Origin of the sequence: Heyndrickxia camelliae, from assembly GCF_002844575.1 — a bacterium.
Classification (GTDB): Bacteria; Bacillota; Bacilli; order Bacillales; family Bacillaceae_C; genus Margalitia; species Margalitia camelliae.
In genome coordinates this window covers 1-13,958 of record NZ_PIQO01000042.1, presented here as the reverse complement: position 1 = coordinate 13,958, position 13,958 = coordinate 1, and the positions used below count along the sequence as shown (strand labels likewise).

General features: G+C 35.6%; 12 protein-coding genes. 4 read left to right on the top strand and 8 right to left on the bottom strand.

Annotated elements, in window-relative coordinates:
• Positions 1–36: 36 nt before the first annotated feature.
• The 8 genes from CWO92_RS24245 to CWO92_RS24205 form a co-directional block, all read right to left on the bottom strand.
• Positions 37–678 carry a spore coat protein gene (locus CWO92_RS24245; protein ID WP_101356754.1) on the bottom strand — a complete coding sequence of 214 codons (642 nt, stop codon included), beginning with the start codon at positions 676–678 and terminating at the stop codon, positions 37–39.
• 135 nt (positions 679–813) lie between these two features.
• Positions 814–1,242 carry a cell wall hydrolase gene (locus tag CWO92_RS24240; RefSeq protein ID WP_101356753.1) on the bottom strand — a complete coding sequence of 143 codons (429 nt, stop codon included), beginning with the start codon at positions 1,240–1,242 and terminating at the stop codon, positions 814–816.
• Positions 1,243–1,417: 175 nt separating this feature from the next.
• Positions 1,418–2,827, bottom strand: coding sequence for an NAD-dependent succinate-semialdehyde dehydrogenase (locus tag CWO92_RS24235; protein ID WP_133120613.1), 1,410 nt, complete (start codon positions 2,825–2,827; stop codon positions 1,418–1,420).
• 246 nt (positions 2,828–3,073) lie between these two features.
• Positions 3,074–3,250 carry an H-type small acid-soluble spore protein gene (locus CWO92_RS24225; protein WP_101356750.1) on the bottom strand — a complete coding sequence of 59 codons (177 nt, stop codon included), beginning with the start codon at positions 3,248–3,250 and terminating at the stop codon, positions 3,074–3,076.
• 72 nt (positions 3,251–3,322) lie between these two features.
• A complete protein-coding gene (locus tag CWO92_RS24220; RefSeq protein ID WP_101356749.1) occupies positions 3,323–5,257 on the bottom strand; it encodes an endonuclease MutS2 in 1,935 nt (644 codons plus the stop codon).
• Positions 5,258–5,674: 417 nt separating this feature from the next.
• A complete protein-coding gene (locus tag CWO92_RS24215; protein WP_101356748.1) occupies positions 5,675–6,256 on the bottom strand; it encodes a YitT family protein in 582 nt (193 codons plus the stop codon).
• 958 nt (positions 6,257–7,214) lie between these two features.
• Positions 7,215–8,768, bottom strand: a complete 1,554-nt coding sequence (locus CWO92_RS24210) for an NAD(P)H-hydrate dehydratase (protein WP_101356747.1) — start codon at positions 8,766–8,768, stop codon at positions 7,215–7,217.
• Positions 8,769–8,977: 209 nt separating this feature from the next.
• Positions 8,978–9,289, bottom strand: a complete 312-nt coding sequence (locus tag CWO92_RS24205) for a CotD family spore coat protein (RefSeq protein WP_101356746.1) — start codon at positions 9,287–9,289, stop codon at positions 8,978–8,980.
• 285 nt (positions 9,290–9,574) lie between these two features.
• Here CWO92_RS24205 and CWO92_RS24200 point away from each other — a divergent pair, with 285 nt between their 5' ends.
• The 4 genes from CWO92_RS24200 (at position 9,575) to CWO92_RS24185 (ending at position 13,923) form a co-directional block, all read left to right on the top strand.
• Entirely contained in the window at positions 9,575–11,227 is a 1,653-nt protein-coding gene (locus CWO92_RS24200; RefSeq protein WP_101356745.1) for a glutamine--tRNA ligase/YqeY domain fusion protein, read from the top strand.
• Between the two features lie 143 nt (positions 11,228–11,370).
• On the top strand, positions 11,371–11,826 hold the full coding sequence (locus CWO92_RS24195) for a MarR family winged helix-turn-helix transcriptional regulator (protein WP_101356744.1): 456 nt from the start codon (positions 11,371–11,373) through the stop codon (positions 11,824–11,826).
• Positions 11,827–11,986: 160 nt separating this feature from the next.
• Complete coding sequence (locus tag CWO92_RS24190; RefSeq protein ID WP_101356743.1) at positions 11,987–12,553, top strand: isochorismatase family protein; 567 nt, start codon at positions 11,987–11,989, stop codon at positions 12,551–12,553.
• Complete coding sequence (locus tag CWO92_RS24185) at positions 12,553–13,923, top strand: MFS transporter (RefSeq protein ID WP_101356742.1); 1,371 nt, start codon at positions 12,553–12,555, stop codon at positions 13,921–13,923. The genes CWO92_RS24190 and CWO92_RS24185 overlap by 1 nt, the downstream gene beginning before the upstream one ends.
• Positions 13,924–13,958 lie beyond the last annotated feature (35 nt).

Here is a 13,958-nt window from a genome sequence, read left to right as displayed (position 1 = left end):
TTAGAGGTGGGTTTTGTCCCAGCCTCTTTTTCTTAATTAATGTGTCATGTTATTCTGCATTTGCATTTGTTGTTGTCCGTTTACAGGTGCATATCCATTCAACATTTGTTGCATGTCTTGTGATGCAAATTGAGGAACTTGATAATAATGATGTTTGTTTTGATAAAGGGAAATTTCATATGCCATTTCAATACAGTTTGGTATGGAATCAGCAAGTACACGACGTACTACAGGGTTTGTTGTTTCCAAAGCGGCCATTGTTTTCATGGTAGCAGTGGATTTAACAGCACCTAGCATCATGCTGGATACACATGCATCAGTAAGCTCTGTAGGTGATTGAACGGGTTTTTTTGGTTGTGATGGTGTTAAGCCATATATGAAGTCATTGTTTTGATTCATCTTATAACTTTGTGTAGGAACAGCTGGGTCTTGTCCCGTTTTAAAGCATTCTACAGTAGTGTTATATTCCTGTTGCATAAATTGTAATTGACGATCAAGTATATCCATCAATTCTTGATCCTGCACATGTTGACGTAACATCGTATACTGATCCATCACTCCAATAGCACCTGTCAAAACTTCAGAAACATCAAGAACTTCATGGCCGCCATGATTCATTTGCTGCGGTATATTCCCTGTATGCATATTTTGGTGTATTTGTCCTTGTTGATTTTGCATCATTACTTATCCCTCCAATTATAGAATCAAACATCTTTTTTATTTTGTATTTTCAAGTAAAAATAAATTCAAATAATGAATGGCATTGGAGGAAATTTTTTCTAAAAAAAAGAACCTCGACTGAGGCTCCTTATCTTAAAAAGTATTATAAACATTTTGACATGTATCAGCAGTAGGTTCATAAAAACAATGTAGCTTAAATCTTCCTACAAAAGGCTGGTTATACCATTGTTGAGGACAATCACCTGGTGGTTTAAAGTACCATAAACTATATTTAGCCGGCCAATGATACTCACCGTTAATCGCTCGACGTGCAAGTGCTTTTTCTCTATCTCTTGCTCGTTGATAAAAATATCCATGTATTACCGCTTCAAAAGCATGTGGCTGGTAAATCATTTGCGGAATAGTGCGCAATCCTTTAAAATCGGAACAATTGGCTCTAATACGATTAATGCCCACATTGCCAACAAGCATCATTCCCAATATCCCTTCCCCTTCTGCCTCCGCTCGAAGTAATCTGGCTAAAAGGGCAATATCAGAATCAGTTGCTTTAACAACCGCCATCCTCTCACCTCCATTGTTGTCATGATTATCATATTGCCAATCAAGTGAAATGATGACGATTGCTTTATGATATTTATTTTCCTGCTTGAATTTCCCAGGGAAGCGCAAAAGTAGACAAATTTTTAAACTTTATTGTTCATTCTATGGAATTTGTCGATTTTACGGTTTAAATATTTTATAAACCTAGTGAAATATATTTTATTTCTAAATAATCCTCAATACCAAAATGGCTGCCTTCACGACCAAGCCCACTTTCTTTAAACCCACCAAATGGTGCTTGGGCTGCGGACGGAGCACCATCGTTTAAGCCAATAATGCCATATTCTAAGCTTTCCGCTATATGGACTGCTTCTTTAATATTCTCCGTGAAAACATATGCTGCTAATCCATATGGTGTATTGTTTGCTCTGTCAATTACCTCATCGATTGTGTCAAAAGAAGCTATCGGCGCAACAGGTCCAAAAGTCTCTTCATACATACAAAACATATCGTCTCTAGCATTAGCAATTACAGTAGGTTCAAAAAAGTATCCTTCAGCCTCATTTAAAGGATTTCCTCCAACACAAACAGTGCCTCCTTTTTCAATAGCATCATCAATATGTTTTTTTACCTTATCCATTGCTTCTTGATTAATTAATGGACCGATAACAACTTGATCCTGCATTCCATTTCCAACTTTAAGTGTTGAAACTTTTTCAGCAAATTTGCTTGTGAATTCCTTTTCGATACTTTTGTCGACATAAATGCGATTTGTACAAACGCATGTTTGTCCTGCGTTTCTAAATTTAGATGCTACTGCGCCATCTACAGCTTTGTCTAAATCGGCATTTGCAGTGACAATAAATGGAGCATGTCCACCTAATTCAAGCGAAATTTTTTTAACCGTTTCTGCTGCTCCACGCATAAGTATTTTTCCAACCTCAGTAGAACCGGTAAATGTTAACTTTCGAACCCGCGTGTCCTTTTGCCATACATTAGCAATTGCTGGAGCATCACCAGTAATAATATTGATAACGCCTTTTGGTATCCCTGCTTCTTCAGCTAATTGTACTAATTTTAATGCTGTATATGGTGTTTCCTCTGATGGCTTTAATACTGTGGTACATCCTGCAGCTAATGCCGGGGCTATTTTTCTTGTTATCATAGCAGCTGGAAAATTCCATGGTGTAATTGCCGCAACAACACCGATTGGTTGTTTCTTTACCAAAATCCGCTTATTTGGATGCGATGCAGGAATGGTTTCCCCATAAATGCGTTTTGCCTCTTCTGCAAACCAAACGATATAATCATTGGCATAAGTAATTTCTCCTCTTGCCTCTTGAAGCGGCTTCCCTTGTTCATTGGTCATGATTTCTGCCAATACATCCAAGTTTTCCTCGATTAATTGGGACCATTTCATAAGAAATTTGCTACGTTCTGCTGCTGTTAGTTTGGACCAACTCTGGAATGCTGCGTATGCAGCTGATACAGCCAGTTCTGCTTCCTTCTCTCCACCATTTGGGACAACTCCGATTTTTTCTTTCGTGGCAGGATTATGCACTTCAATCGTGTCATTTGCTGCCAACCATTCTCCATTTATATACATCTTTTCGATATACATATTGATTCCCCCTTAAATGATTTTATTCTTTTGCTGCTTTTGTATATTAGTTAGTATATACCTACTTTATTCCCTTTTGAAATAAAGTGAATCATAGAAAAAGTAAAAGCACATGGAACTCCCATTATCCGATAGGCGCTAGAGCCTAGACGGAAATTAAAGTTGTTGTATAATATCGTTTTTTTCGTAAAAATACCCGCTGCAAAAACAGCGGGTACATACTCTTTATTCTTATTCTTCCACAAGGTCAGAAATGGCGACTTGGGAACGTTCCTCCCCTGCTCTTAAGTGAACAGTAGCAAGACTTCCATTTTCATCCAGATCATCAATCCAAACAGATTGACCTTGATATTTCACCTCGATATCAGCAGATGATGATAAAATTTGTTTCACACGTTTAACATCCATGATTGATTCCTCCATGTCTTAAATGGTCATCTTATTTTTCATCAGAAGGAAAAAATTATGCGTTAAAATATACTATTCCATACTTTGTTCCTTATCAATAACTAATCCTTCAACATGTCTTTTATCCATTAAACTGTTCTTTTTTCTGTTTTCCTTTGTTTCAAATACAATGTCAAAATCATATTCCTCTGGATATAATTCCTTTGCTGCGATATATAGTTTTAATCGCTTTTGATTAATGGTTCTCTTTTCCTTTTTTACTTGAACTACATAATTCCCCATGGGATCAGGTCCTTTGTATATGATACCGAACTCTCCGGTAGCAAGTATTTGTACATTGTCACCTGTAGAAAATAACTCTGTTTTTTTCATTGCTTTATCCGTTTTTTTATCACGAATAGGTCGTTGCACCGCTATTTGCTTTTCCATTGCTCTTCTGATATAAGTATCGTCTACTGGATAAGAATATTCTTTTTCATTTTTATACGTTATTTTATGTGCCTCTTCAATGATTTGTGGGTGCAGCCCTAATTTTAAGGCAATAGCAAACGCCTGGCTTTCTCCACCTTTTCCAATCATTAAGCGATAAGTTGGCTTCAGTGTCTCCATATCAAATTCCATCGCACCATTAACAAAACCTTCTTTGCAATCCGCGAAATCCTTAATTTCACTATAATGGGTTGTCGCTAATATACATGTTCCTTTTAAAAAGAAACGGTTTAGAAGAGCTGTTGCCAATCCCATTCCTTCTCCAGGATCGGTGCCAGATCCTAGTTCATCTAATAAAACGAGACTTTGGTCATTTGCTTCCTCTAATAAATAAATAATATTTTTCATATGGGAGCTAAAAGTACTAAGATTTTGTTCTATACTTTGCCCATCGCCAATATCTACCAACACCTTTTGAAAAATACTAATATGGCTTCCTTCAGCGACAGGTATATGAAATCCCGATTGAGCCATTAAAGTCAGCAAACCAACCGTTTTTATCGAAACCGTTTTACCGCCAGTATTAGGACCAGTAATCACTAATGCTCTATAATCCTTTCCGATTTCTATTGTTAGCGGAACGGCGAGTTTACCTAGTAATGGGTGTCTTGCCTCTTTTAAAAGGATATAGTGATTGTCATTTATTTCTACCGTTCTCCCATTAAGCTCCCGTGAATATTTTGCTTTTGCAAACAAAACATCGTAATGCACCATTGTCTCAACCGCTAAACGAATCTGATCTTGATGTGCTTCTACTAAACCAGTCAAATAGGTTAAGATTCTTTCCACTTCTGCTTCTTCATATGCTTTATAGGCATTAATTTCATCCTGATATACTGCAATCTCAGAAGGTTCAATATATAAGGTAGACCCGGATGCGGATGTATCTAATACAGTACCAGGAAATTTCCCTTTATATTCTTTCTTTACTGGAATAGCATATCTACCATTACGTTCACTTACAATTGCATCTTGTATATAAGATCTATATTTATTTGATTTAACCATTTGCTGTACTTTTTCCTTCAATCGGTCTTGTAAAATACTGATTTGTTTTCTTAATTTTAATAATTCCTTACTTGCATAATCATCTACCTGCCCATTGCGGATGCTTCTTTCAAGTTCTTCGTGTAGACCGGGAAGTTCTTCGATGCCATAAACATATGCAGAAACTCTTGGCGCTAAAAATTCTTTATCCTTCATGAATCTTTTTAACTTTTTGCAGCAGGATAAAAAGTCGATGAGTTTCATCAATTGATCAGGACGTAATGTTAATCCTTTATTCAATTGTTTTAACATTTGATTAATACCATTCAAACCTGAAATCGGCACACTTGAACTTTTCTTCAATATTTCTACAGCTTCACTTACCTCTTCCAGCCAAGCCATAATTTGTTTTTTATTGTGAGATGGGATAATATTTTTTATTTGTTCTTTCCCCATATCTGTTAGAGCAAAATGTGCCGCTTCCTCTTTAATTCGATTAAATTCTAATATGTTAAAAGTATTTTCATTCATTGTTATTCCTCCTTAAATATAAAAAGCCGCAGAATGAACGCTATGTTCATCCTGCGGCTATAGAATCAAGTAAATAAGACAAAGAAAATACAGTCTTAATTTAACTACGAATAATAAAAATGCTATGTCGAATAGACATAGCCCCGTAGTTGCTTCTATGTGCTATGAATGCGTTCTTAACATTCATTCTTTTACGCAACTCAAATAAACGCTACCCTTTAGCGAATTTTACAAGGAACGTCATGAGTAAAAAGAATGACCGTATGAAATTACGGATTAGTTAAGAACGACACCCAACATAAAATTAACTCCTTTATATAAACCGATTTTCTTGTCTTATTTACGATTATTTCCAACTTTCTATAAATAAATTACATTATAAGTAATAATCTTGTCAATGAATTTTTAGAGATTTTTTCAAACATAAAATTCTACTGTCTTAAACGAAGTAAAGATGCTGACAACTATTCCTACAATAGTGATAGTCAGCAATGAATACAGCAAATGTAGGTCTTTTATAATAAGCAAACCAAAAATAATGATGCATGCATCCACTGCTAATATAAACATTCCCGGATTAATGGAGTACCATTTTGCCATTAGTAAGGACAATAAATCAACACCTCCAGGACTAGTGTGATTCCTTAGCATAATCCCAACACCACACCCAATAAACAAACCGCCGATAGAAGCACTAATAAATATAGGCAAATGAATGATACCGTTTAATGGAAAGAGCAAATCAATAATGATAGAAGAAATCATAAGACCCATTACACCATTTATAAAATAGGTTTGATCAAATTTATACGCTAATAAATATATAGGGAAATTAATGCAAAATATCGTAAGTCCTAAATGGAAACCAAGCAAATATTTTAATAATAAACTGATTCCAAACACTCCTCCATTTAAAAGATGGAGAGGCAAAATAAACACATTTATACCAATACTTATCAGAATGCTTGCAATCACAATGAGAATAAGCTTTTTTACCATCTAAATCATCCTTGTCCGATATCTTTATTACTTATATATGAAAATATATTGAACTTCATACCCTGACATTATATTAGAAAATAATTAAGAAGCGATTTTCTTATTCTTAATACTTTGAATGTCGTAAAGTTCTTTCAATCATATATTGGATTCTTATGGTTCTTTTTTGAAGATATTTGTTCCTTTATTTCGCACAATATTACCGTATTTTTTATGTTTGCGTACTAAGCTCCGTTAGTTTGGTAAAATATTGAATATTAGCAACAAAAAAACTATATCCTTTTAAAGGAAGTAAAAATTAAGCCAAATAAAAAATTTTATATTTTTATTGGCTTTTATCAGTTATCTAACAATAAATATAGTTAAAATTGATTAAAAATCAGGAGCCATTGTATGTCAGAATATCATGAAATTAAAGTCATTAATCTATCAAAAATTGAGCTAATTGAAACGATTTATATTCACCGATTTTTTTGTTATTTCGGGGAGACGCAGCCTTCAGTGGAATTGGTTTGACGTGGATAAATGTATTAATAAGTTTTTCTTTCGAGGAACTGTTATTAATTTCTAATAAATGGAGTTGCAATTAACAATATGGATGATAATGCTCTTATTAAACTAGATTATGAATTTATAAAAGATGAACTTTCAATTAATGTCGGAAAATTATCAATATATTAAAAATATGTTAAATAAAACAGAATATATATTGCTGTGGGAGGGTATCTAAAGGATGATTGAAGTAGCCTAAATAAAATCAGATAGATATACAAATGGAGGGGAAAGGTAGTTCGCTAACAAAAGAAACGAAACGTTTTTCTCGCGATTAACGATTCCTGTGTCCACCTATAAGTACCATTGGTTCCTCTACCATTCCCTATCGAATTGCCTATATCAAAAATATCATTAATAAAATAAGTGAGATAATGACACTGAATGAATAAATCCCCGTATACTCTTATTTCCGTTCCATACTTACTAATTGATCCCTAATCCCTTCTATGATATCCATCGGCATTACACCGTAGTGTGAAAGCATTCTCGCTTTATCTTCCCCCGCTTTTGCATGCAAGTAGCTTGCGGAAACAAGTGCTTCAGTTGGTGAGGCTCCTTGTGAAAGGAATGAAGCAATGACACCTGTTAAAACATCTCCACTTCCACCTTTACCTAAAGCATCATGTCCGAACGGATTAATGTAAAGATTGCCCGCTGGTGTCGCAATAATGGGACGATGTCCTTTTAATAATAAATAGACCTCATACTTTTTCGCAAAGAACGTTGCCACTTCTAAACGATTTTCCTCCACTTCTTTTATGCTTGTATGAAGCAAGTTCGCCATTTCCCCTGGATGTGGAGAAAACAAGACATCCCCCTGATATTCACGGATAATTTCCAACTGATTTCGAAACAAGTACAGTGCATCAGCATCGACAACAATCGGCTGTCCATTCAGATGTTGTATAAACGACTCTATCCAAGCTTCTCCCCCTGGAAATCTACTCATTCCCGGACCAATTGCGATACTAGTAAATTGACCAAGCCGAGGAGAAATTTCTAATATTGCCCTTGCATCAAAATGACCATCTGTCTCTGACAAAGGTAAAAATAATGCCTCCGGACTAATATTAGCAGCAATTGAGTATATATTTTCTGGAATAGCCAACGTTGCTAAACCCGCTCCGCTATGTAAAACTGCCTTTGCTGTAAAAACAGGTGCACCTACAAATGACCGAGACCCACCGACGACAAGAACATGTCCGAATGTTCCTTTGTGACCGTGATGCGGACGAAGTGGTATGGATGCTTTCACAAGATTTTCAGTGATTAAATTTGGCATCTTTATCCCTAAATCATGAACAATCGACTTTGGTACGGATATGTCTACAGCTTTCCATTCCCCGACATGCATTGGACCATCGTTCAAGAAAAAACCGGTTTTCGGAAAAACAAAAGTAATCGTCTTATCTGCTTTAACGGCAACACCTTGTACTTTACCATTGTCGCTGTTTAGACCCGAAGGAATATCGACCGAAATAATTAATTTCTTCCCGGCATATTCATTCACCATATGAATAACTTGATCATACGGTTCCCGAATCAAGCGGTTTATTCCGGTTCCGAATATGGCATCGATTAGGATGTCTGCCTGTTGTAAATGACTCATGAAAATATTGGAATTATCTTGGTAGAAACTAATAGGCAGTCCACGGTTGATGTAAACATCATAATGAACTTTAGCATCCCCTTTTAAGCGATTGGGGGTACTTATTAGACAAAGATGAACTTGGACATCTAAATCAAACAATCGTCTGGCGATAACAAATCCATCCCCCCCATTATTCCCCCCTCCTGCAAGAACGAGTACAACTGGGTTATGACAGGGTGCACTGGCCATGATCTCCTCCACAACCCTTTCACCTGCATTTTCCATTAATACAATACCTGGTAATCCAATTTTCTCTATTGTATATTGGTCCAGTTGCTGCATTTCCTTTTGTCCCGCAACAAACATAGTTCCTACCTCCTATTTTACTTTTTTTCAAAATGAGTATCCGAGATATACTCGTCACCGTATCCGAAACTATTTAATACGTCCATTATACTACAACAAACAATTATTGATTTATACCCGTTTAGGTATATTTATATAACTTGTTCACCTATTTTCGTAAATATAGAAAAAAAGACCTCACAAGAAGTGAGGCCTGCTAATACAATAAATTAAAAACCAAACGGTCTCGGGTGCATCGGTGGGCAACAAGGATTTACAGGGGCTCCGCAGAATACATGCTGTTCACAACATTCGGTCACACAAGATTCTGTATGTGGAAAATAATGTTGGTGTGTAATCACATGTTTGTTTACATTTACTGTATGAGATGGATGTACATGTTGAACAACATGTGGAAAATAGGTTGTTTTTACAGCAGTTTGCGGAGGATCAACTGTCCCGGGATCGTATTGAGTAGGTGCAACAGACGGTGGGCAATGTAATGGCCCGCAGCCACCTTTATGATGATGAAAATGTTCCATTTAAGAAAATCCCCTTTCGCCAATTTTTATCTTTACAGTATTAGACTATGAACCTTTGGGGATAGTTGTACTAATTAATTTACCTATTTTCTTCCCAATTTTAAGGTTGATTATTATATAAGCTTAAAGCATTTTCACTTATATATAGGATTACTTTGATTTTTAAGATGATTTCTGTTAAAAATAGATGTTGGACATATAAAAATGTAGAAATCTTACTACAAATTCATGTACATAATTGGTATATTAAGAAATATGGGTTTTTCATATGGAAGGAGAAAAGGTATGGATTCAAGTAGTCATTCATCCAATTTTATAAAAAATATTATTATAGATGACTTACAGTCAGGCAAACATAAGGAAATTATTACACGGTTCCCTCCAGAGCCAAACGGATATTTACATATTGGGCATGCCAAAGCTATCAGTATAAATTTTGATACAGCTGCTGAATTTAACGGAAAAACAAATTTACGATTTGATGATACCAATCCTATCAAAGAAGATGTAGAATTTGTTAATTCCATTAAAAGAGATATTGAATGGCTTGGCTACAAGTGGGAAAATCTTTGTTTTGCTTCAAATTATTTTGATGAAATGTATGAACGTGCAATTCTATTGATAAAAAAAGGACTAGCTTATGTAGAAGACTTAACTGCAGAAGAAATTCGTGAATATCGAGGAACCCTAACGGAACCTGGAAAAGAAAGTCCTTATCGTAATCGATCAGTTGAGGAAAATCTGGACTTGTTTGAGCGAATGAAAAACGGTGAATTCCAAAATGGGGAAAAAGTATTAAGAGCCAAAATTGATATGTCCTCCCCTAATATTAATATGCGTGATCCGGTTTTATACCGTATTTCTCATACAACTCACCATAACACAGGCGATAAGTGGTGTATCTATCCAATGTATGCATTCGCACATCCGCTTGAGGATGCAATCGAAGGAGTTACACACTCCCTATGCTCCATCGAGTTTGAGGATCAACGTCCATTATATAACTGGGTAGTAGAAAATTGCGAAATGGAATCGAAACCACGCCAAATTGAATTCGGCCGTTACAATATCACAAACACGGTGATGAGTAAGCGAAAATTAAAACAGCTTGTGGATGAAGAAATTGTGGATGGCTGGGATGATCCAAGAATGCCTACTATTTCCGGACTTAGAAGAAGAGGCTTTACACCTGAAGCCATCATTGCATTTTGCCGTGAAATAGGAGTAGCACGAAACAACGCAACGGTCGATGTTCAAATGCTTGAACACTTTATCCGGGAAGATTTAAAATTGAAAGCACCCCGTACAATGGCAGTATTAAAACCATTGAAAGTAGTGATTACCAATTATCCGGAAGGCCAAGTGGAATTACTGGATGCGGAAAATAATCCGGAAGTACCGGAAATGGGAACTCGGAAAATTCCATTCTCTCGTGAAATTTATATTGAGCAAGAGGATTTTATGGAAAATCCTCCAAAAAAATATTTCCGTCTTTTCCCTGGCAACGAGGTGCGACTTAAACATGCATACTTTATAAAATGCGAAGAAGTCATAAAAGATGAAAATGGAGAAGTTGTAGAGCTTCATTGTACCTATGATCCAGAAACCAAGAGCGGAACTGGATTTACTGGAAGAAAGGTAAAGGGAACGATTCATTGGGTAGAAGCTACTCAGGCAAAACCAGCTGAATTTCGTTTATACGATTCCCTTATTCTTGATGATGAAGATGAAGATGAAAAATCTTTTATCGATAAAATTAATCCTAATTCTTTGGAAATTGTACAAGGTTTTGTTGAAAATAATATGGAAAATGCAAAACCGCAAGATAAGTTCCAATTTTTCAGACATGGTTATTTTAATGTAGATCCGAAATATACAACTAATGAATTATTAGTATTCAATCGTATTGTTTCTTTAAAAAGCTCCTTTAAATTATAGTTGGATGAATGGGACTATTGATTTTATCAATGGTCCTTTTTCTTAAGAAATGCTCCATTTACTTGCATAATGAAAGTAGTTATGTGATAATACAACTGCTTTCCAAAGTAAATATAGCTTACTTATCTTGAAGGGAGGATAAAATGGGGAAAATTGAAAAAGATGCTATTGATATGATTGAGATCGAAGTAGTTACTTTATTAAGAAGAGCTGATTTTAAACGGACATTAGATGGAGAAAAAAATAGTTTAGATCGATCAGGATACTTAATTTTACATACTCTTTACAAGGAAGGTCCGAAAACCATTCGCACTCTTTCCGATATTTTTCAATTAAATATCTCCACCATGAGCAGACAAATTCATGCATTAGAGTCAAAAGGTCATATTGAAAGAAATACAGATATCCATGATGCTAGAGTGAATTTAATTTCTATTTCAGAATCAGGAAAAAATGCTCTGTTAAAGCTAAGAGACCAGAGAAGAAAATCATATGAAGAACTTCTTTCCGATTGGAAAGAGGAAGAAAAAGAAATTTTTGCTGAATTAATTACAAGATTAAATCGAAAAATAGAGAAAACAAGAAGACTACAAAGCTAATTCTTTATGGATGAATGGTTGTTTTTCGTAAAATTTTTTAATTCAGAATTAGACCTTGTTTCGCTGTATCTTTTCTTAAAAAAGTTTTTTTACAAAAACAACAAATATTAAGAAAAGTGCCATATAAATAAAACGTTTTGATACAACAGGAGGAATACTGATGAATGAATTAAATCTAGATTTCCAAAAAACCGCACTTGTCCTTATTGACTTACAAAAAGGAATAGTTTCCATGCCTGGTGGAAATGAAGTCGTAGATAATGCAGTAAAATTAGTACAAAAGTTTCGAGAACATGATGGATTTATTTCTTTTGTTCGTGTCGCTTTTCATGATGGCAAGGATGCCTTAACACCAGAAACCGATCAACCTAAAAATACAACAAAATATGAACGTCCAGCAGATTGGGCAGAACTTGATCCGAAATTAGCGGTAACAGAAAATGATTATATTGTTACAAAGCGGCAATGGGGGGCCTTTTTTGGTACGGATTTAGATATCCAGCTTCGTAGAAGAGGAATTGATACAATTGTTTTATGTGGAATTGCAACAAATATTGGGGTTGAAAGCACAGCTCGGGAAGCCTTCCAATTTGGTTATAACCAAATTTTTATTACGGATGCCATGACCACTTATAGTAAAGAAGAACATGAATCATCAATTCGATTTACCTTTCCAAAAATCGGCAAAATCAGAACAACGGAAGAATTTCTTTCACAGGTGAAATAATGAAAAATCCCAGAAAAAGCCGTGCTCTATTTCTAACAGCAGTTGCTTCTGGTACGATGTTAAATCCTTTAAATTCATCGATGATTTCCTTAGCTTTACATAGTATTCAAAGAGATTTCCATCTTTCCTTCACAACTGTTTCATGGCTTATTTCTTCCTTTTATTTGGCAAGTGCTATCGCACAACCTGTTACAGGAAAAATCGGCGACCTGATAGGAAGAAAAAAACTTTTTTTAATTGGTTTAATTTTAGTGGCTATTTCAGCTTTTGGTGCACCACTTGCCCCAACCTTTTCCGTATTGCTTGTGATGAGATTATTCCAATCCATCGGCAGCGGTGCGATTTATCCGTCAGGAGTGGCACTTGTCCAGTCTAATATACATGAAAGACAAGCCTCTGCACTTGCGGTGCTTTCCATATTTGCATCTGCAATGACTGCCCTTGGACCAACATTAGGCGGATTTTTAATCATATGGGGAGATTGGCCAGCAATTTTCACGGTAAACTTTCCTTTTATCATTATTAGCTTTATTCTTGGTTGGTATATGTTTCCTAAGGATAAAAAACAAGAAGGCTCGAGTATAAAAAATGTTCTTCAACATCTCGATTTTCTTGGGATATTCTTGTTTGCTGCAGGTATGATTTTACTTCTCTGGTTCTTGCTAAATGCTTCTCCTCATTATATTGCCGGTATTGGCGGCGTAGTTTTTATTCTGTTATTTATTTGGAGAGAATTGAAAGCTAGGGATCCATTTATAGATGTTCGTCTGTTTAAAACGAATCATGCTCTAACATCTGTATACATCCAATTTATCGTCTTAAATTTATTTAACTATTGCTTGTTTTTTGGACTGCCAACCTATTTTCAGGATGAAATGCACTTAAGTGTCCGTACGAGCGGATTGCTTATGCTCTTTATGTCAGGTGCAAGTATCATTGTCTCTCCCCTTGCAGGAAAATGGATTGACAAAGCGGGTGCCCGACAGCCGATTTTAACAGGAGCATTTCTTATGTTAATCGGAGCCATATTACTTGCTGTTTTCTTTATTCATGTTCCTATCTTGGTAATGGGAATAATCTTAGCATTTTTAGGGATTGGTTATGGCCTTGGAAATGTTGCACTTCAAGTGGCAATGCTTGATGCGACACCGGAAAATATTATCGGAACTTCTTCTGGGCTCTTTCAAACTTGCCGATACTTAGGATCAATTTTATCCTCTGTTGTTCTCGGACTTGTTTTTGGAAAAAAAATTATCCCGGAAAATATGCAGATTTTAGGCTACATCATGATTGTAGTAAGCATCATTTCGATTTTATTAAGTTTACAATATGTTAGAAGCAGCCTTCGGCTAAAAAAGACTGCTCACTAATTTGGAGGCTGGGACATAACTAGCTTCAAATAATG